Here is an 18872-nt window from a genome sequence, read left to right on the forward strand (position 1 = left end):
ACTCGATGCCGGACGACGAGCGACCCGGGGACGGGTCGACGGCTGTCGAAGGCGACGGCGAGGCCGACGACGCGACTGCGCCCGACGGCGCCGACGACCGCGTCTACTACGTCGTCAGCGACCTCCACGTCGGCGGTGACGAGCAACTCGGCGAGGTGGAGTTCCTCGACGAACTCCTGGGGTTCCTCGCGGACCTCGAGACGACCGACGAGAACGCCGAACTGGTCGTCAACGGCGACGCCTTCGGGCTCTGGGAGCTGACCACAGCCGAGGGTGTCGAGAAGTTCGACGTGCTCGTGGAGTCGTACCCCGAACTGTTCGAGCAGCTCCGGGAGACGGGGGCGAACGTCCAGATCACGCTGCTGCCCGGGAACCACGACCACGAACTCGCCGCCTACGACGAGTACGTCGAGCGGTTCGCCGAGTACAACGTCGACCTCGTGCCAGAGCAGTCGATGCAGCGCCGGGTCGGCGACAGCGTCGTGCACTTCGAGCACGGGAACCAGCAGGACCCGAACAACCGCATCGAGGACTGGGGGAACGAGCACGCGACGCCGCTGGGGTACTACTACAACACGCTCGTGACGAGTCGCGCCGGGCAGCTGTCGGACCGCGGCCGGTACAACTGGCTGAAGGACGTACAGGCGGTGACGCCCACCGAGCGGATGCCGGTGTGGCTGCTGTCGAAGTACTTCTACCGCGAGATGAACCCCGTGCTTCGGTACGCGCTGGTGCCGTTCCTGCTGCTGTTCAACGTCAGCGCGGTGCTCGCGGTGCTGGCGGGGCTGGACCTCGTCGGCGTCTGGTCGACGCCCGTGGAGTGGGCGACAGCGATGCTCGGCCAGTTCGGCACCGCCGGCACCGCAGTCTGGTTCCTGCTGGCTATCAACGTCACCGTCACGGGCGTGGTCCTGCTGGTCGGGGTGCCGCTGTACTTCCTGCGGCGGGACGTCCGGAAGACCATCGACCGCTTCGGCGTCTTCGAGACGGACCTCACCGTCGACCACGAGGCGCCCTACGAGCGCGCCGCCCTCGAGACGTTCGACGAGAACGGCGACGTCCGAGTGTTCTGCCACGGCCACACGCACCGACCGTCCGTCCAGTCCGTCGACGGCGGCGTGGTGGTGAACAGCGGCACGTGGCTGAAGCGGCTGCACCGCCGCGACGGCGTCATCGGGATTCTGCCGCCGGTGTTCTACCCCTCGTACCAGCTCTGTGCCGTCCGTATCGAGACCACGGGCGGTGACGGGCAAGTCGGGAACCCGGAGCGCGGCGGCGGCGTCGCCGTCGAGCACGTCCCGGTGAAGAAGCCGAGTCCGAGCCCGGAGGAACTGACGCTCACCGAGCGACTGCTCACGCTCGGGCGGAAACCCGACCCGGGGCTCCCGGGTGGCGTCGTCGTCGAGCCCGACGGGTCGGTGCGGACTCGCGGCGGCGATTGACCGAGCGGACACGAACCTGTTCGCCACCGACGTGGTTCGGGCGAACATGTTACCGTCGAGTGTCGTTCGGCAGGATTCGGCTCTCCATTCATTGCGCTGCAGGCGAACGCTGAAACATGCAGCTCGAACGCTCAACTATTGCGAAGGTCATCGCCGTCGCGTTCGTGTTCAACCTCGTCGTCATGGGTGGCGGTGCGTGGTTCGCCTACCAGGAGGCGCCGCCCATCCCCGAGCAGGTCGTCGGCCCCGACGGCGAGACGGTCGTCACCGACGAACAGATACGTGACGGCAAGCGCGCGTTCCAGCAGAACGGCCTGATGAACCACGGCTCGATTCTCGGCAACGGCGCGTACTACGGCGAGGACTACACCGCCGACGCGCTACAGCTGAAGACCCAGCACATGCGGTCGTACTACGCCGAAGAGCGCTACGGCACCGAGTACGACGCGCTCGACGCCGAACGGCAGGCAGCCGTCAACGAGGCCGTCAAGCAGGACCTCGACGGCGCCTACGGCGGCGGCAGCATCGAGTACTCCGCCGCCGAACTGTACGCCCACAAGCAGGTCCGCGAGACGTACGTCGACCGCTACCACGACGGCAGCCACGAGCGCGGCGTCGCCGAGGAGATGATCGACTCCGAAGTCGACGCCCGCGAGTTCGCCGACTTCGCCATGTGGACGGCGTGGTTCTCTCACACCGACCGCCCCGGCGGCGACCACTCCTACACCAACGACTGGCCGTACGCGCCCGGCGCCGGCAACGACGCCACCGGCGCTGCGATGACGTGGAGCGTCATCGCGATGGTATTGCTCGTCGGCGCCGCCGGCGCCGGCATCTGGCTCTATCAGGCCGTCGAGCTGCCCGAGCCGTCGACCGACGGCATCTCCGTCCCCGAACCCGGCGACGTCAGCGTCTTCCCCAGCCAGCGCGCCGCGCTCCGCTTCGTCCCCGTGGCGGCGGGGCTGTTCCTCGCGCAGGTTCTGCTCGGCGGGCTGCTCGCGCACTTCTACATCGAGCGCGCCGGCTTCTTCGGCATCGAGGAGGTCTTCGGCGTCCACATCCTCCAGCTGGTGCCGTTCGCCATGGCGAAGACCTGGCACATCGACCTCGGCATCCTCTGGATCGCCGCCACCTGGCTCGGCGCCGGCCTCTTCCTCCCGCCGCTGTTGACCGGCCACGAACCGGACAACCAGGCCACCTACGTCAACGGCCTGCTCGGCGCCATCGTCGTCGTCACGGTCGGCGGCATGGCGGGCATCTGGCTGGGCTCCAACGGCTACCTCCCGGGCGACCTCTGGTGGCTCCTCGGCAACGAGGGCCTCGAGTACCTCGAAGTCGGCAAGGTCTGGCAGGCCGGCCTGCTGGCCGGCTTCCTGCTGTGGGCCGTCCTCGCGGTCCGCGGGCTCAAGCCGCTGCTCGACCGCGAGCCCGTCTACGGCCTCGCGCACATGATTCTGTACGCCGGCGGCTCCATCGCGTTGCTGTTCACCGCCGGGTTCCTGTTCACGCCGTCGACGAACATCGCCGTCACCGAGTTCTGGCGGTGGTGGGTCGTCCACATGTGGGTCGAGGGCGCCTTCGAGTTCTTCATCGTCGCCATCGTCGGCCTCACCCTCGTCTCCATGAACCTGCTGTCCCGCCGCAGCGCCGAGAAGGCCGTCATGCTGCAGGCGCTGCTCGTCATGGGAACTGGCGTCATCGGCGTCAGCCACCACTACTGGTGGGTGGGGATGCCGGACATGTGGATCCCCATCGGGAGCGTGTTCTCCACGCTCGAACTGCTGCCGCTGGTGTTCATCCTCTACGAGGCGCTGGGCCAGTACGCCGCGATGACCGAGAGCGGCGACTTCCCCTACAAGCTGCCGTTCATGTTCATCGTCGCCAGCGGCGTCTGGAACTTCGTCGGCGCCGGCGTCCTCGGGTTCTTCATCAACCTCCCGCTGGTGAACTACTACGAGCACGGCACCTACCTCACCGTCGGCCACGCCCACGCCGCAATGTTCGGCGCGTTCGGCCTTCTGGCGCTCGGCATGGTGACGTACATGCTCCAGCTCTCCATCGACGCCGACCGCTGGGACGGCTCGTGGCTGCGCGCGGCGTTCTGGTGCTGGAACGTCGGGCTGGCGCTGATGGTGTTCGTCTCCGTGTTGCCCGTCGGTTTCATCCAGCTGGAGGCCGCGTTCACGGAGAGCTACGCCGTTGCCCGCGGCGTCGAGTTCTACGCGCGCCCCCTCGTCCAGGACCTGTTCTGGGCGCGGCTGCCTGGTGACACGCTCATCATCATCGGCACCGTCATCTACGCCGCCGACCTCGTGCGGAAGCGCTTCGTCCTCCGTGGCACCGAGGACGAGCCCGGCGTCGACGACATGGCGGTCGCCGAGGGCGTACTCAGCGACGACGACGACGACTGAGGAGTCCCGGCGTCCGTACCCTTGTTTTGCCCGCCGTCCTCCGGCACTGGTACAGCGTCGCTAGCCGGAACGGGGCGGCGTGGCCCCGTCCGTTCAGAACAGGCCGTCGACGGAGCCGTCCTCGTCGTCGACGGTGATGTCGGCGGCAGCGGGTTCGCTCGGCAGCCCCGGCATCGTGAGCACGTCGCCGGTGAGCGCGACGACGAACCCGGCACCGGCGGAGGGGTAGAGCTCCCGGACCGTCAGCTCCCAGTCCTCGGGGACGCCGCGCTTGCCGGGGTCGTCCGAGAGCGAGCTCGGCGTCTTCGAGATGCAGACCGGTACGTCGTCCAGTCCGAGGTCCCGGATGTCCTCGAGGTCGGTGCGGGCGCCGGACGTGAACTCGACGCCGTCGGCGCCGTACACCTCGGTGGCGACCGCTCGAATCTTCGACTTGACGTCCTCGCTCGGGTCGTAGACCGGCTGCAGACGGCCGGTCTCCGCCTCGACTGCCGCGACGACCTTCTCGGCGAGGTCGACGCCGCCCTCGCCACCGTCGCGGTGCAGCGTCGACACCGCCACCTCCACGCCCCGCGCCTCGCAGTGGTCGACGATGGCCTGCACCTCCTCGTCGGTGTCGTCAGGGAAGCGGTTGACTGCCACCACCGGCGGCAATCCCCACGACCGGACGTTGTCGACGTGGTGGTCGAGGTTCGGGAAGCCGGCCTCCAGCGCCGAGAGCGAGTCCTCGTCGGCGTCGACGGCGGGCGCACCGTGGTGTTTCAGGGCGTCGGTCGTCGCGACGACCACGGCGGCTTCGGGCGGCACGCCCTCGCGGGCGACGATGTCCACGAACTTCTCGGCGCCGAGGTCGGCGCCGAACCCGGCCTCGGTGACGAGGTAGTCCGCGAGACGCAGCCCGACGTGGTCCGCGAGCACCGAGTTCGTACCCGTGGCGATGTTCGCGAACGGGCCGCCGTGGACGAACGCCGGCGTCCCCTCGATGGTCTGCACGAGGTTCGGGCGCAGCGCGTCCTTCAGCAGCGCCACCACCGACCCCGTCGCCTCGATGTCGTCGACGGTCACGGGCTCGCCGTCGGTGTCGTACGCGACGACGATGCGAGCCACACGCTCCCGGAGGTCCTCGATGTCCGTCGCGAGCGTCAGCACGGCCATCAGCTCCGAGGACGCCGTGATGGAGAAGCCGTCCTCGCGGGGCGGGCCGTTCGCCGACCCGCCGAGGCCGACGACCGTCTCCCGCAACGCCCGGTCGTTCACGTCCAGCACCCGCCCCCACGTCACGCGGTCCGGGTCCACGTCGAGGCCGTTGCCGTGGTGGCGGTGGGCGTCCAGCATCGCCGACACGAGGTTGTGCGCCGCCGTCACGGCGTGGATGTCGCCCGTGAAGTGGAGGTTGATCTCCTCCATCGGGAGCACCTGACTGTACCCGCCGCCCGCCGCGCCGCCCTTGATGCCGAACACCGGCCCGAGCGACGGCTCGCGGATGGCGACCGCGCTGTCCTCGCCGAGGCGGGCGAACGCCTGCCCGAGTCCGACGGTCGTGACTGTCTTCCCGGCGCCCCGGCGGGTCGGGGTCATCGCCGTCACGAGCACGAGGCTGCCGTCGGCCGGCCGGCCGAGCGCGCGCTGGACGGCCGGCCACGTCAGTTTCGCCACTTCGTCACCTCGAATCTCGAGGTCGTCGGCAGTCAGTCCGAGGTCGCCGGCGACGTCCTCGATGGGGCGTCGGTCCACCTGTTCGGCGATGGCCGCGTCGGTCGGGAAGTCGTCGTCGTCCATACCTCGACGTTACCACGCCAGCCCGTAAACGCGTACTCCGGTTCCCGGCGGCTGGCAACGGCCCGAGCACGCGACGAACGACGGACGGCGCTGGTGAGGACGGAACGCGGTCGAAGAAAATCGGCTGCAAGTATCGGGTGGTTGCTGCTCTGTGGCGCGCTGCCTACCGGCGCGGCGCCGGACCGGGCCCCGAGTTCGGGCCGCTGGGCTCGGGCATCGGCGTCCGCTCGCCGGTCACCAGGTAGTCCACGAGGTTCCCGAGGAGGACCTCGTTGTCGGCGACGTACGCCCAGTCCGGGTCGAGGACCGAGCTGTCACCGAGCACCGCGAGGTTCCCGGAGCGTGCGAGCACGCCGTACGCCTCGGCGTCCCGAGTCGTGGAGAGTTCGGCGGACGAGTCCGTCCGCAGCAGGACGTTCTCGCCGGACACGGGCGTCGCCTCGTGCACGACGACTTCCTCGACGCCAGCCGTGAGGTTCCCCTCACCGGCCGGCGACACGCGGAGGTTCGCGTGGTTGTTCACGTTGTCCGTCGTGTCGTAGAGGTAGCCGCTCCCGACGGTCAGCCCGTGCGGGGACAGCGCGGGCGCGAACTCGGCGCTGGACGCACCGCCGCCTCCGCTGAACGCGATGCCGAAGACGCCGCCGCCGAGGCTGCTACCTTCCGGCTCGCCCGCCGCGAGCACACGGCCGCCGGCGTCGAGGAACGCCTCGATGGACTTGGATTCACTCGTGGAGAAGCGGTTGTCCGGAGCGACCGACACGAACGCGTCGGCGCCTCGGAGCGTCTCGTTCAGCGTCTGCCCGCTCGGCCCGCGGTCCGGCCGATAGAACCGCACCTCGTGGCCGTTCTCGGTGAGCGCGTTCACGAGTGGGCGCAGCTGAATCTCGTCGACGTCGTTGCCGTGGGCGTCGTCGATGACGACGACCTTCCCGCTCGTCGACGCGGAGACGCCTATCGTCCCCTCTTCGGTGGGCGGGCTGGCGATGTCGACCGACTGGTGGGCGTCGACTGTGAGTTCGTCGGCGGAGTACCCGCCGCCGCTCCCGCCGGCGACCATGCCGCTGCCGACGATGGCGCCGGCGACGAGGATTGCAACCAGCACGAACGCGCCGACGCGAGAAGCGAGGTCAGCAGGACGCATTCATGATCACCTCCAGGTCGGGGCCGGCCTGCGGAGCGTAGGCGAGGTACTGCTGGCCGCAGAGGCTCGGTGCTGCGAACGCGTCCTCGCTCTCGACGTCTTCGCCGTCACCGCTCCCGACGAGCAGCCCGAGCAGGCCGCCCGCCGCGGGGTTGCGGTACGTGACGTCGTAGTTCGAGAGGTCGGCGCGGTCGGCGGCGTCCTGGATGGCCGCCTCGGTGCCGCCGATCTCGTCGGCGAACCCGAGCTCGACCGCGCGGTTGCCGGCGTACAGCTTCGCCTCGCCGACCGTCTCGCGGTCCACCTCGAGTTCGTCACCGCGTTCGTTCATCACGACGTTGAGGAAGGACTTCCGGAAGGTCGCTGCGCGGGCCCGCGACACGTCGGCCGGCCCGGCCGTCCCCTTGTCGGGGGCGGACTTCCACCGCGACGGGACCTTCTCGTTCTCCGTCACCGAACTGATCACGCCGACGCTCCCGACGAGCGAGCCGGGCGAGGCGTAGATCTTGTCGGCGGGGATGGCGGTGTAGTAGCCGCCGGAGGCCGCGTAGTCGCGGACGCTCGCGACGACCGGTTTCTCCTGCGCGAGTCGCTTGACCGCGCGGTACTGTACTTCACTCCCGGTGATGGAGCCGCCGGGGCTGGCGACCCGGAGGACGACCGCGTCGATGGAGTCGTTCGTGCGGACCTCCCGCAGCTCCCTCGCGGTCGTGTCGGCACTGCTGCCGGTAATGGACATCGAGTCGAGCGTGACGACCGCGACCGAGCTGTCGGACCCACCGTCCGAGCCCGACTGGAGGGCCACACCGCCGACGCCGCCGACGATGGCGGCGAGGACGATGACGACCGTCCAGCTGGTCGCGAGCGTCTTCGCGTGTTTGTCTATTGGGTTCGTCATGTCTGTCTGCGGACCGTCTGTCGGAGGACAGGACGGCGTCCACGCTGGCCCACTCGGCGCGCTAACTTAAAGGCGGAACCGCGCTCGCAGCCCCTGCGAACCTCACCGCAGTCCGACAATTTAATCAGCCAGGGTCAGTCGCCGCGGGCCATCGCGTAGAACTCGTCGTTCGGTCGCATGTCGGCGACCGTCGCCAGCCGGTTCGAGAGGTTGAAAAAGGAGACCACCGCCGTCACGTCCCAGACCTCCTCGCGAGAGAAGCCGGCGTCGCGCAGCGCCGCCACGTCCTCGTCGGTGACCCGCCCGGGGGACTCCGTGAGCTTCACGGCGAAGTCCAGCATCTCGCGGTGTGCCTCGGAGAGGTCCGCCTGCCGGTGGTTGGTCGCGAGCTGGTCGGCGAGCTTCGGCGCCTCGGCGTACACCCGGCAGAGGGCCCCGTGTGCGACCACGCAGTAGAGGCAGTCGTTCACCCCCGAGGTCGTCACGATGAGCATCTCCACCTCCTCGCGGGCGAGGCTAGTGTCGTCGACGAGCGCGTCGTGGTAGTCGAAGAAGGCCCGGAAGTGGCTCGGCTTGTACGCCAGCGCCGAGAACACGTTCGGCGTGAAGCCGGCGCGCTCGGTCTCCTCGTCGATGCGCTCCCGGAGGTCCTCGGGGAGGTCGTCGTACTCGGGCACGGGGAATCGCCCCATCGCGTCGTCGTTCATACGTCGACCGCCGGGTGCCGCGACCAAAGCCGTTGTGCCGGGCCGGCGAGTCGTGTCCCTCCACGCCGGGCGCTGCGTCAGACGCCAGGTCTGCTACCGGAGGCGGTCTGCGGCGGCGAGCCCGCTCTCGACGGCGGCGTGGACGCGCGCCTGCCCCGCCACCCAGTCGCCGGCGACGTGCAGGCCGGCCTCGCGGGCGGCTTCGACCGGCGAGGCCGGGACGGCTTCGTCCGGGAGCGCGTACCGCCACCCCTGCGTGTCGGTCCAGTCCGGGTCGCGCAGGCGGTCGTCGTCGAGCAGGTCGGCCGCCCGATTCGTGGCCACGGCAGTCTGCTCGCTCGCTGGGGTGTCGTATTGTTCCTGCGACCAGTCGGGTGCCATCTGGACGACGAGCAGTTCCTCGCCGTCCGGGACGTGGCCGTCCTTGCAGGCCTCCCGGGAGAGCCAGCCGACGTCGTGGTCGTCGTCGACGTTCACGAGCCCGTACCACTCCCGGTCCAGTTCGAACGGGTAGTGCAGGACGGCGGTGACGATGCTCCGGTACGGCACGCCAGCGACGGCCGACTGGAGCGCCTCACGGCGCTCGTCGGCCCAGTCGGTGGCGGCCAGCAACTCGGCCGTCTGCGGCGCCGGCGGCGTCAGCAGCACGTCGTCGAACTCGCCGAAGCGCCTCGCGTCCGTGTCGGTCAGCGTCCAGCCGTCCGGGGTCCGGGCTAGCGAGTCGACTCTCGTCTCCTTCCGGACGGTCGCGTCCGTCCGGGCGAACAGCCGCTTCGCGAGCTGCGTGAGCCCCGTCTCCCACGTCCACTTCGCCCCCTCGTTCTCCCGGCCGGGCGCAATCTCGCCGGCGCCGTCGAACGTCCAGACGGGCTCGTCGATCTCGACGAGGCCGTCCTCGCCCAGCTCCCGGACGAGGTCCGCGACGGGGCCGTCCCCGGGCTTCACGTAGTTCGCGCCGTAGTCGTAGTGACAGCCGCCCCTGCGGCGGGTCGCGGCCCGCCCGCAGACGCCCCGCGACTTCTCGAACACCGTCACGTCGCGGTCGGCGCCGCGGAGCCCGTACGCGGCCGCGGCCCCCGCGGCGCCGGCACCGACTATCGCCAGTGAATCCATACGCCTGCTAGGGGATGCGACCGGAAAAAGCCCGACGCGGACGACTGTGGTCTCTCGGCCGGGTCAGTTCGTGTCGTCGTCGTCGTCGGGACCGACGACCATCACGGGGACGTCGGCCTCGCGCTGGACGCGCGGCGCGAGCGTGTCGGGGTTGACCAGCCGACCGAGGCCGGTCGGCCGCTCGGAGCTGACGACGATGAGGTCGACGCCGTGGGCGTCGGCGTAGTCCAGCACCTGGTCGTGGCCGTGGCCGTACCGGAAGCGCTTGCGGACGTCGACGCCCGCCGCGGCGCCGCGCTCGGCGACCGTTTCGACGGCGCTCTCGCCGACGGACTCCTCGCGCTCGACCACGACGTCCCAGTGGGTGGCGGTGTCGACGACGTAGAGGGCGTCGACCGCGGCGTCGAATCGGGCCGCCACCTGCACGGCGGTCTCCGCGGCGGCGTCCCCGTGTGGGCCGTCGTCTGTGACGACGAGCACGCGGTCGAACAGGGCGTCCGTCGCGGCGGCCGCTGCGGCGTGGTCGGTCGCGGGCGAGGCGGTCTGGGTGTGCGTTGAGTCAGTCGACATCTGTCTCGTGCGCCGGCGGTCGGCGCGTGTTCGGATTCGGGTAGTTGCGCCGTACGTATACAGTTTTTCGCGGCTAACGACTATTATAATGAACTATTACCCCTTCGACTGAGTGCTTCCGGCACCTGATTTCGGGAAAAACGAAACGAATGTCACGTACTGGTGCGCGAGTCGGTGTGCACGTCCGCAGAACACCGTCGAACTGGCCGCTCTGTCGGGTTTCGAGCCAGAAACGCTCCGTTCGTGTGGTCTGGGCGGGGGACGACCAGAAGAGAAAACGGTATGAGCGAGTCCCCGTCATCGAAGACCATGAAAGTGCGAATCGGTGGCGGCGCGACCGACTCCGAGGCCGAGGCGGTCGCGGCCGCGCTCGCCGAGCACGTCCGCGACGACGTCGAGGTGTACCTCGGCGACGCAGACGAACCGGCGGCAGTCCACGAGGCGCCCGAGGACGCCGGCGAGGGCGCGCCGGCCGGCGGCGACGGGACCGACGGCGACGACCTCGGGCCGACCGAGCGCGAGGAACTGCTCCGCGAGGAGATCGCGGACATCCTCGAGGGCGGCCCCGAGAAGTACAAAGAGCGCCTGCCCGACCAGGACAAGCTGTTCGTCCGCGACCGCCTCGACCTCTGGTTCGGTGACGAGGAGGACGGTGACGGCGACGGCGACCTCCTGTTCGAGGACGGGAAGTTCGCGCACTTCGACGGCTGGCACCCGAACAGCCCGGACGTCGACGAGGCCGACGACGGCACCCGCCTGCCCGCCGACGGCCTCATCACGGGTGCGGCGGACTTCGACGGCCGCGACGTCCACTTCATGGCCAACGACTTCACCGTGAAGGCCGGCTCGATGGCCGAGCGCGGCGTCGAGAAGTTCCTCCGGATGCAGCAGCGCGCGCTCAAGACCGGCAAGCCCGTGCTGTACCTGATGGACTCCTCCGGGGGCCGCATCGACCAGCAGTCCGGCTTCTTCGCGAACCGGGAGGGCATCGGGAAGTACTACTTCAACCACTCCCGGCTCTCCGGCCGCGTCCCCCAGGTCTGCGTACTGTACGGGCCCTGCATCGCCGGCGCTGCGTACACGCCCGTGTTCGCCGACTTCACCATCATGGTCGAGGGGATGTCCGCGATGGCCATCGCCAGTCCCCGGATGGTGGAGATGGTGACGGGAGAGAACATCGAGATGCAGGACCTCGGCGGCCCGAAGGTGCACGCCGAGCAGTCCGGCAGCGCCGACCTCGTCGCCCGCGACGAGGAACACGCCCGCGAACTCGTCGCGAACCTCGTCCAGTACCTCCCCGACAACAGCGACGAGCAGCCGCCGAGCCAGCCGGCGAAGCCGCCGGCGAAGCCGACGTCGGGCATCGACGGTCTGATTCCCGAGGCGCCGAACCGCGCCTACGACATGCACGACCTCATCGACCGCGTGGTCGACGAGGACTCCTTCTTCGAGCTCCGGCCGGAGTACGGCAAGGAGATTCTCACGGGGTACGCGCGCATCGACGGCCGCACCGTCGGCATCGTGGCGAACCAGCCCGCGCAGCGCGCCGGCGCCATCTTCCCGGACGCCGCCGAGAAGGCCGCGGAGTTCGTCTGGAAGTCCGACGCCTACAACATCCCGCTGCTGTACCTCTGTGACACGCCCGGCTTCATGGCCGGCTCGTCGGTCGAGAAGGACGCCATCCTCGAGAAGGGCAAGAAGATGATCTACGCCACCAGCGAGGCGACCGTCCCGAAGCAGTCGGTGGTCGTCCGGAAGGCGTACGGCGCCGGCATCTACGCGATGTCCGGGCCCGCCTACGACCCCGAGTCCACCATCGCGCTCCCCTCCGGCGAAATCGGTATCATGGGGCCCGAGGCAGCTATCAACGCCGTCTACGCGAACAAGCTCGACGCCATCGACGACCCCGAGGAGCGCAAACAGCGCGAGCAGGAGCTCCGCGAGGAGTACCGCGAGGACATCGACGTCCACCGGATGGCCAGCGAGACCGTCATCGACGAGATCGTGCCGCCCTCGGAGCTCCGGACGGAGCTCTCGAACCGCTTCGACTTCTACGAGGACGTCGAGAAAGACCGGCCGTCGAAGAAGCACGGCACCATCCTCTGACGGGCCGGTGCCCTACTCGTTGCGGAGCGCGTCGACGAGCACGGCCAGCGCCAGCCCCGTGAGGCCGACGTCGCGGGCGACGACGTCACCGAACGCGCCGGTGTCGAGCCAGACGACCGCGAGGTAGGCAGTCGTCGCGGCCAGCGAGACGGCCGCTACGAGCGCTGCGAACGCCGTATAGCGGTCCGCGAGCAGGAGCGCGGCGAACCCGAGTTCGAGGTAGCCGTTCGCGAGCATGAACGTCGTCGGGGAGACGACGAGCAGCGGCGCCAGCCAGTCCGTAACGTAGACGGTCCAGCCCGCGGGGTCGAGGAGTTTGTGCGCGCCGGCCGCGACGAGCATCAGCCCCAGCCCCCAGCGGGCGAGCGCCGACGGAGCCGGTGCGCTCGCGGCGAGGCCGCTCACCCGGTCGCCGAGCGCGTCGACTCGGTCGCCTGCGGTCACGGCTACTCAGTCTCCGGTCTCGGCGTGCTCGCGCTTCAGTGAGAGCACGGTCCGGTCGAACTCGCAGATCAGCGGCTCGTCCTCGCGGTTCACGGCGAACGCCTCGACGTGGAAGGTGACGACGCCGCGCTCGCCGTCGCTGGTCTCGCGCTTGTCGGTGACGGTCGACTGCACCCGGATGGTGTCGCCGTGGAAGACGGGTGCGGGGTGCTCGACGTCGTCGTAGGACAGGTTCGCGACGATGGTACCGTCGGTCGTCTCCGGGATGGTGATGCCGACAGCGAGGCTCATCGTGTAGAGGCCGTTGACGATGCGCTCGCCGAACTGCGTGTCTCCGGCGAAGTCGGCGTCCAGGTGCAGCGGCTGCTGGTTCATCGTCATGTCGCAGAACTCCTGATTGTCCGACTCCGAGACGGTACGTCGGGTGGCGTGTTCGATGGTCTCGCCGACCTCGAAGCCCTCGTAGTAGCGGCCGGTCATGTCTGGGAGGTGGACGGCGGCGGTCAAAGTCGCTCCGGAAACGTACAAGGCGGGGGCCGTCGTCGTCCCGTACATGGTTCGACGCAGCGTGCTGTTCTCGCCCGGTGACCAGCCCGACCTGATGCGGAAGGCCCCGAGGGCCGGGGCGGACGTCGTCGTCTTCGACCTCGAAGACGCCGTCGCGCCCGGGCAGAAAGACGACGCCCGGCAGGCGGTCAGCGACGTCCTGAACGACCCCGAGTTCGCGCCGGACTGCGAGGTCTGTGTGCGCGTGAATCCCGCCGGCGCCGGCGCCGGAGCGGACGTCGACGCGGTACTGGCGGACGCCGGCGCGAGCGTCGACTCGGTGATGCTCCCGAAGGCCGCCGACCGAGAGGACGTCGAGACACTCGGCCGACTGCTCGGTGAAGTCGACGCCGAGGCGCCGGTGCTCGCGCTCGTGGAGTCCGCGGCGGGCGTGCTGAACGCCCACGAGATCGCCCGGGCCGGGCCGACGGACGCGCTCGTGTTCGGCGCCGAAGACCTCTCGGCGGACATCGGCGCCACCCGCACAGACGAGGGCACGGAGGTCCTCCACGCCCGCGAGCACGTCGTGCTCGCGGCGAGCGCGGCCGGTGTCGACGCCATCGACACCGTCTACACGGACATCGAGGACACAGAGGGGCTGGCCGAGGAGACCAGGTTCGCGGCCGGCCTCGGCTTCGACGGGAAGATGGCGATTCACCCGGCGCAGGTCGACCCGATCAACGACGCCTACACGCCCGCCGACGATGAGGTCGAGTGGGCCGAGCGCGTACTGGCAGCGAAAGCGGAAGCTGAGGAGGCGGGACGGGGCGTGTTCCGGGTGGACGGCGAGATGATAGACGCTCCACTGGTTGCGCAGGCCGAGCGCGTCGTCGAGCGCGCCCGGGCCGCCGACAATTAATATACCTTAAATCACGTATTATCATACACAATCCGCCATCCTTATTCGTCGGGTCGAAATCGGTCCTAGTAATGCCGGAAGCTAACCCATTCGAGAGTCTGCAGGAACAGATTGGGGACGCCGGCGAGTTCCTCGACGTCGGCGACGACGTCCTCGAACGTCTCAAACACCCGGAGCGCGTCCTCGAGACGACGCTCTCCGTCGAGATGGACGACGGCACCATCGAGACGTTCAAGGCGTTCCGCTCGCAGTTCAACGGCGATCGCGGCCCCTACAAGGGCGGCATCCGCTACCACCCGGGCGTCACCCGCGACGAAGTGAAGGCGCTCTCGGGCTGGATGGTGTACAAGACGTCGGTCGTCGACATCCCGTACGGCGGCGGGAAGGGCGGCATCGTCATCGACCCCAGCGAGTACTCCGAGGGCGAGCTCGAACGCATCACGCGAGCGTTCGCCGCGGAACTCCGGCCGTTCATCGGGGAGGACAAGGACGTCCCCGCGCCGGACGTCAACACCGGCCAGCGGGAGATGAACTGGATCAAAGACACCTACGAGACCCTCGAGAACACCACCGCGCCCGGCGTCATCACGGGGAAGGCCCTCGAGAACGGCGGGAGTGAGGGTCGCGTGGAGGCGACCGGCCGCTCGACCATGTTCGCCGCTCGCGAGATCTTCGACTACCTCGACCGCGACCTCGAGGGCGCCACCGTCGCCGTCCAGGGCTACGGGAACGCCGGCAGCGTGGCCGCGAAGCTCATCGACGACCAGGGCGCCGACGTCGTCGCCGTCTCAGACTCCTCGGGCGCCATCCACAACCCCGACGGCTTCGACACGCGCGCGGTCAAGGACTTCAAGAACGAGACCGGCAGCGTCACCGGCTACGACGAAGCCACCGAGGAGTTCTCGAACGGCGACCTCCTCACGATGGACGTCGACCTCCTCGTCCCCGCGGCCCTCGAGAACGCCGTCGACGAGGACCTCGCTCGCGACGTCGAGGCCGACGTCGTCGTCGAGGCCGCCAACGGCCCGCTCACGCCGGACGCCGACGACGTGCTCACCGAGCGCGGCGTCACCGTCGTCCCGGACATCCTCGCGAACGCCGGCGGCGTCACCGTCTCGTACTTCGAGTGGGTGCAGAACCGCCAGCGCTTCCAGTGGACCGAGGAACGCGTCAACGAGGAACTGGAGGCCGTCATCACCGACGCCTTCGACGCGATGACCGACGCCCACGAGGACGCCGGCACGCCGAACCTCCGCACCGCCGCCTACGTCGTCGCCGTCCAGCGCGTCGTCGACGCCTACGACGGCAGCGGTAGCTGGCCGTAGCGACTCGGCGACGACCCCCAGCGCCGGACCACCGACGTTTTTACTGATACTCACCGGTCTCCAGCGGCCGCTCCGCTCACTGGCGCCAAAACACCACTGCAGAACAGGCGGGGCCGAGCGAGCCAGCTACAGGTAGCCGGCGTCGACGAGCCGCTCGACGGCTTCTTCGAGCCGCTCGGTGCTGGCGGCGTAGGAGAGCCGCGCGTAGCCGGGGGCGCCGAACGCCGACCCGGGGACGGTAGCGACGTGGGCGTCTTTCAGCGCCTCCTGGCACCACTCCTGGTCGTCGTCGGCGACCGGGAGCATCAGGTAGAACGCGCCGTCGGGGGTCGAGACGTCCTTGCCGTGCTCGGCGAACAGGTCGACGAGCAGGTCGCGTCGCGACTCGAAGGCGTCGACCATCTCGTCGATTGCGTCGTCAGTGTGCTGGATCGCTTCGACGCCCGCGCGCTGCACGAAGTTCGCCGCCGACGAGACCGAGTGCGACTGCACTTTCCCGGCCTGACTCACGATCTCCTCGGGCGCGGCGAGGTAGCCGAGCCGCCAGCCCGTCATCGAGTACGCCTTCGAGAACCCGTTGACGGTGACCGTGCGCTCGAACATGCCGTCGAGGCCGGCGAGGCTGACGTGCTCGGGGCCGTAGTTGATGTGCTGGTAGATCTCGTCGGAGATGACCGTGACGTCGTGGTCGACGGCGAGGTCGCGGACGCCCTCCATCGCGGCCCGCGAGTACACCGCACCCGTGGGGTTGCTCGGGGAGTTCACGACCAGCAGCTCGGTGTCGTCCGAGACGGCCTCGGCGAGGTCGTCGAGCGCGGGCTCGAGCTGGAAGTCGTGGGGGGCGAGGTCGACGCGGTTCAGCTCGCCGCCTGCGAGCTTCGCCATCGCCTCGTAGGACACCCACGCCGGGTCAAGGAGGACAACCTCGTCGCCTGCGCGGGACGACGTCCCGCGGCCCGACGGGCCGACGACCGTCTGGAACGTCTCGTACAGCGCCTGCTTCGCGCCCGGCGTCACGATGACGTTGTCCGCCTCGTAGCCGAGGCCGTCGCCCTGCAGCTTCTCGGCGATGGCGTCCCGGAGTTCGGGGACGCCGTTCGACGGCGCGTAGCCGGTGTGGCCGGCGTCCATCGCCGCCTTCCCGGCTTCCACGATGTTCTCCGGCGTGTCGAAGTCTGGTTCGCCGACCGAGAGGTCGACGACGTCCACGCCGTCCGCTTCCAGTTCGCTCGCGAGGTTGCTAACCGCGAGGGTCGCACTCGGTTCGACGCTGGTGACTCTGTCACTGAATTCCATCATAGTGCCTCCGTCAGACTGACCGCGCTCTCGACTGCCTCCGCTCCCTTCTCCACACGCTCTCGGGCTTCCGCGCCGGACATCCCGGGGCCGGCGACGCCGAACGTCACCGGCGTGTCCCGGTCGAGGCTCACGTCCGTGAGCTTCTCGGCCGCCGCACTCGCGATGACCTGGTCGTGGTCCGTGTCCCCCGTGACGATGGCGCCGACGACCGCCACGGCGTCGACGTCGTCCCGTCGGGCGAGCCGGTCGGCCGCCAGCGGCGCGTCGTACGCGCCCGGCACGTGGGTCGTCGCTACGAGTTCGGCGCCGGCGTCGGCCGCCGCGTCGCGGGCCGCCGCCTCCATCTGTTCGGTGACGCTGCGGTTGAACTCCGCAACGACCAGCCCGAGCCGTGTCATACCAGACCCGTCACCGGGCGGCGACTAATGCCTACCGTTCCCGCCGCCACGGCGACACGGAAAACTTGTATGCACCCCGTTCCCTTGCACGGACGATATGGACTCGACGGGCCGTCGCCGCCGCCGCGTCGTCGCTGCCGCCCTCGCCGTCGTCGTCGCCGCCGCACTCGCCCTCCGGTTCGTCGGCCTCGGCGACCGGGTGTTCCACTGGGACGAGGCCCGCGTCGGCTACTGGATTCTCCAGTACCGGGCGACCGGCGAGTGGGAGTACCGGGCGTTCGTCCACGGGCCGTTCCTCTTCCACGTGAACGAGGCGCTGTTCGGCGTGTTCGGGAACTCGGACGCCGCCGCTCGCGCCCCGGTCGCGCTCGTGGGCGGGCTGCTCCCGGGCGTCGCGTGGCTGTTCCGCACCCGACTGGACGACACCGAAGTGCTCGCGCTCGCGGGGATACTCGCGCTCAATCCCGTGCTCGTCTACTACTCGCGGTTCATGCGCAACGACGTGCTCGTCGCGGCGTTCAGCCTCGCCGCGCTCGGGTTCGCCGTGCGCGCCTACGACACCGGCCGCCGCCGGAACCTGCTGGCGGCCGGCGGCATGCTCGCGCTCGCGTTCACCACGAAGGAGAACGCGCTCGTCTACCTCGGGATGTTCGTCGGGGCGGCGGCGCTGCTGTTCGACGCCCGACTGTTCACTGCTCGCGTCGAGGGCGAGTCCTGGCGGTCGCGGACCGTCGGGTACGCGTCCTGGGCCGTCCGCGGGCTCTGGGACTGGCGGCGTACACTCGTCGGCTCGCTCGTGGTCTTTCTCGCCGTCTTCGTGGCGTTCTACGCGCCGCGGCCGGCGCTGTACGACGCGCTCGCGAACCCCACGGAGCTCCCCGCCGCGCTCGGGGCGGGCACGGTCGGCGCCGCGAACGAACTCTGGGGCGTCTGGGGGATCAGCGGGTCGGCGAGCCGCGACCACAGCTACGTCGCGTTCCTCAGAGAGGCCGTCGCGACGATGGGGTCGGCGGCGCTCGTCGTCTGCGTGGCGGGCGTGTTCGGCTTCCTCGCCGAGCGGTACGTCGCCGACGACCCCCGCGACCTCGTGCTGTTCGCGGGCTACTGGGCGGCGGCCTCGGTCGTCGTCTACCCCGCCATCACGGACATCGCCGGCGTCTGGTCGGTGACCCACGCCGTCGTGCCGCTGACGATTCCGGCGGCCGTCGGCATCGCCCTCGTCGTCGGCAAGGGCCGGAGCGCGCTCGCGTCCGACGACCGGGTCGGCGTCGCGCTCGCGGCGGTCGTCCTGTTCGCCGTGGTCGCCCAGATGGGCGTCGTCACGGCGGAGACGTCGTTCGTGATGCCGCAGGACGACGACAACGACCTCGTGCAGTTCGGGCAGCCGGCCAGTGACATGACCGAGACGCTGGCGACGGTGGAGTCCGTCTCGACGGCCCACGACGACGGGACGGACGTGGTGTTCTTCGGCGACCACTTCTACGTCGCTCAGGACTACGACCCCAGCGACCCTGCGAGCGTCGCGGGCACCGACTGGTTCAATCGCCTGCCGCTGAACTGGTACCTCGAGCGTGGCGGCGCCACCGTCGATTCCACCCGGACGACCACCGCCCTGACGGCCTGCGGCGGCGACGCGGCACCCGACGGCTCCGACATCTGTGACGCGCCCGTCGTCGTCATGCGCGTCAGCCACTACGACGACCTCGCGCCGTCGCTGACCGAACGTGGCTACGAGAGCCGCACGTACGAACTCACCTCGACGAACACCGTCATCGTCGTGTTCGTCGACACCGACGCGCCCGGCTACCAGCCACACTGACCCTCATTCTAC

General features: G+C 69.6%; 16 protein-coding genes. 6 read left to right on the forward strand and 10 right to left on the reverse strand.

Annotation, left to right across the window (positions count from 1 at the left end; translation table 11 throughout):
* The first annotated feature begins 5 nt into the window (after positions 1–5).
* Together LT971_RS11965 and LT971_RS11970 are read left to right on the forward strand one after the other, a co-directional pair.
* Positions 6–1442 carry a metallophosphoesterase gene (locus tag LT971_RS11965; protein ID WP_237007165.1) on the forward strand — a complete coding sequence of 479 codons (1437 nt, stop codon included), beginning with the start codon at positions 6–8 and terminating at the stop codon, positions 1440–1442.
* Positions 1443–1558: 116 nt separating this feature from the next.
* Positions 1559–3853, forward strand: a complete 2295-nt coding sequence (locus LT971_RS11970) for a nitric-oxide reductase large subunit (protein WP_237007166.1) — start codon at positions 1559–1561, stop codon at positions 3851–3853.
* Positions 3854–3946: 93 nt separating this feature from the next.
* On the opposite strand, the gene LT971_RS11975 is transcribed toward LT971_RS11970, so the two are convergent.
* From LT971_RS11975 to LT971_RS12000, 6 genes are all read right to left on the reverse strand, one after another.
* A complete protein-coding gene (locus tag LT971_RS11975) occupies positions 3947–5632 on the reverse strand; it encodes a formate--tetrahydrofolate ligase (protein ID WP_237007167.1) in 1686 nt (561 codons plus the stop codon).
* Positions 5633–5795: 163 nt separating this feature from the next.
* On the reverse strand, positions 5796–6776 hold the full coding sequence (locus LT971_RS11980) for a hypothetical protein (protein ID WP_237007168.1): 981 nt from the start codon (positions 6774–6776) through the stop codon (positions 5796–5798).
* The gene (locus LT971_RS11985; protein ID WP_237007169.1) at positions 6763–7674 is read right to left on the reverse strand and encodes a S49 family peptidase; all 912 of its coding nucleotides are present in this window, start codon (positions 7672–7674) and stop codon (positions 6763–6765) included. Before LT971_RS11985 ends, LT971_RS11980 begins: the two co-directional genes overlap by 14 nt.
* 134 nt (positions 7675–7808) lie before the next feature.
* The gene (locus LT971_RS11990; RefSeq protein ID WP_237007170.1) at positions 7809–8381 is read right to left on the reverse strand and encodes a peroxidase-related enzyme; all 573 of its coding nucleotides are present in this window, start codon (positions 8379–8381) and stop codon (positions 7809–7811) included.
* A 93-nt stretch (positions 8382–8474) separates the two neighbouring features.
* Positions 8475–9494, reverse strand: coding sequence for an NAD(P)/FAD-dependent oxidoreductase (locus LT971_RS11995; RefSeq protein WP_237007171.1), 1020 nt, complete (start codon positions 9492–9494; stop codon positions 8475–8477).
* A 63-nt stretch (positions 9495–9557) separates the two neighbouring features.
* Positions 9558–10064 carry a universal stress protein gene (locus LT971_RS12000; protein WP_237007172.1) on the reverse strand — a complete coding sequence of 169 codons (507 nt, stop codon included), beginning with the start codon at positions 10062–10064 and terminating at the stop codon, positions 9558–9560.
* A gap of 309 nt (positions 10065–10373) precedes the next feature.
* On the opposite strand from LT971_RS12000, the gene LT971_RS12005 reads away from it, so the two are divergent.
* Positions 10374–12170, forward strand: coding sequence for an acyl-CoA carboxylase subunit beta (locus tag LT971_RS12005; protein ID WP_237007173.1), 1797 nt, complete (start codon positions 10374–10376; stop codon positions 12168–12170).
* 12 nt (positions 12171–12182) lie between these two features.
* Here LT971_RS12005 and LT971_RS12010 read toward each other — a convergent pair whose 3' ends face one another.
* Both LT971_RS12010 and LT971_RS12015 read right to left on the reverse strand, forming a co-directional pair.
* Positions 12183–12614, reverse strand: a complete 432-nt coding sequence (locus LT971_RS12010) for a DoxX family membrane protein (RefSeq protein ID WP_237007174.1) — start codon at positions 12612–12614, stop codon at positions 12183–12185.
* A 6-nt stretch (positions 12615–12620) separates the two neighbouring features.
* Positions 12621–13094 carry a MaoC family dehydratase gene (locus LT971_RS12015; RefSeq protein WP_237007175.1) on the reverse strand — a complete coding sequence of 158 codons (474 nt, stop codon included), beginning with the start codon at positions 13092–13094 and terminating at the stop codon, positions 12621–12623.
* Positions 13095–13167: 73 nt separating this feature from the next.
* On the opposite strand from LT971_RS12015, the gene LT971_RS12020 reads away from it, so the two are divergent.
* Both LT971_RS12020 and LT971_RS12025 read left to right on the forward strand, forming a co-directional pair.
* The gene (locus tag LT971_RS12020; RefSeq protein WP_237007176.1) at positions 13168–14019 is read left to right on the forward strand and encodes an HpcH/HpaI aldolase/citrate lyase family protein; all 852 of its coding nucleotides are present in this window, start codon (positions 13168–13170) and stop codon (positions 14017–14019) included.
* Positions 14020–14090: 71 nt separating this feature from the next.
* A complete protein-coding gene (locus LT971_RS12025) occupies positions 14091–15344 on the forward strand; it encodes a Glu/Leu/Phe/Val family dehydrogenase (RefSeq protein WP_237007177.1) in 1254 nt (417 codons plus the stop codon).
* 126 nt (positions 15345–15470) lie between these two features.
* Here LT971_RS12025 and LT971_RS12030 read toward each other — a convergent pair whose 3' ends face one another.
* Both LT971_RS12030 and ribH read right to left on the reverse strand, forming a co-directional pair.
* Positions 15471–16640, reverse strand: a complete 1170-nt coding sequence (locus LT971_RS12030) for a pyridoxal phosphate-dependent aminotransferase (protein ID WP_237007178.1) — start codon at positions 16638–16640, stop codon at positions 15471–15473.
* Positions 16640–17041 carry a 6,7-dimethyl-8-ribityllumazine synthase gene (gene ribH / locus LT971_RS12035; RefSeq protein ID WP_237007179.1) on the reverse strand — a complete coding sequence of 134 codons (402 nt, stop codon included), beginning with the start codon at positions 17039–17041 and terminating at the stop codon, positions 16640–16642. The genes LT971_RS12030 and ribH overlap by 1 nt, the downstream gene beginning before the upstream one ends.
* 97 nt (positions 17042–17138) lie before the next feature.
* On the opposite strand from ribH, the gene LT971_RS12040 reads away from it, so the two are divergent.
* Complete coding sequence (locus LT971_RS12040) at positions 17139–18860, forward strand: flippase activity-associated protein Agl23 (protein WP_237007180.1); 1722 nt, start codon at positions 17139–17141, stop codon at positions 18858–18860.
* The last annotated feature ends 12 nt before the right edge of the window (positions 18861–18872 follow it).

This window comes from Halobacterium rubrum, assembly GCF_021729015.1.
Taxonomy (GTDB): Archaea; Halobacteriota; Halobacteria; order Halobacteriales; family Halobacteriaceae; genus Halobacterium; species Halobacterium rubrum.

What these genes read in the sequence shown, in the direction of transcription:
- LT971_RS11965 (WP_237007165.1), top strand. Translation starts at nt 6, where the DNA reads ATGCCGGACGACGAGCGACCCGGGGACGGGTCGACGGCTGTCGAAGGC.
- LT971_RS11970 (WP_237007166.1), top strand. Translation starts at nt 1,559, where the DNA reads ATGCAGCTCGAACGCTCAACTATTGCGAAGGTCATCGCCGTCGCGTTC.
- LT971_RS11975 (WP_237007167.1), bottom strand. Translation starts at nt 5,632, where the DNA reads ATGGACGACGACGACTTCCCGACCGACGCGGCCATCGCCGAACAGGTG.
- LT971_RS11980 (WP_237007168.1), bottom strand. Translation starts at nt 6,776, where the DNA reads ATGCGTCCTGCTGACCTCGCTTCTCGCGTCGGCGCGTTCGTGCTGGTT.
- LT971_RS11985 (WP_237007169.1), bottom strand. Translation starts at nt 7,674, where the DNA reads ATGACGAACCCAATAGACAAACACGCGAAGACGCTCGCGACCAGCTGG.
- LT971_RS11990 (WP_237007170.1), bottom strand. Translation starts at nt 8,381, where the DNA reads ATGAACGACGACGCGATGGGGCGATTCCCCGTGCCCGAGTACGACGAC.
- LT971_RS11995 (WP_237007171.1), bottom strand. Translation starts at nt 9,494, where the DNA reads ATGGATTCACTGGCGATAGTCGGTGCCGGCGCCGCGGGGGCCGCGGCC.
- LT971_RS12000 (WP_237007172.1), bottom strand. Translation starts at nt 10,064, where the DNA reads ATGTCGACTGACTCAACGCACACCCAGACCGCCTCGCCCGCGACCGAC.
- LT971_RS12005 (WP_237007173.1), top strand. Translation starts at nt 10,374, where the DNA reads ATGAAAGTGCGAATCGGTGGCGGCGCGACCGACTCCGAGGCCGAGGCG.
- LT971_RS12015 (WP_237007175.1), bottom strand. Translation starts at nt 13,094, where the DNA reads ATGACCGGCCGCTACTACGAGGGCTTCGAGGTCGGCGAGACCATCGAA.
- LT971_RS12020 (WP_237007176.1), top strand. Translation starts at nt 13,168, where the DNA reads ATGGTTCGACGCAGCGTGCTGTTCTCGCCCGGTGACCAGCCCGACCTG.
- LT971_RS12025 (WP_237007177.1), top strand. Translation starts at nt 14,091, where the DNA reads ATGCCGGAAGCTAACCCATTCGAGAGTCTGCAGGAACAGATTGGGGAC.
- LT971_RS12030 (WP_237007178.1), bottom strand. Translation starts at nt 16,640, where the DNA reads ATGGAATTCAGTGACAGAGTCACCAGCGTCGAACCGAGTGCGACCCTC.
- ribH (WP_237007179.1), bottom strand. Translation starts at nt 17,041, where the DNA reads ATGACACGGCTCGGGCTGGTCGTTGCGGAGTTCAACCGCAGCGTCACC.
- LT971_RS12040 (WP_237007180.1), top strand. Translation starts at nt 17,139, where the DNA reads ATGGACTCGACGGGCCGTCGCCGCCGCCGCGTCGTCGCTGCCGCCCTC.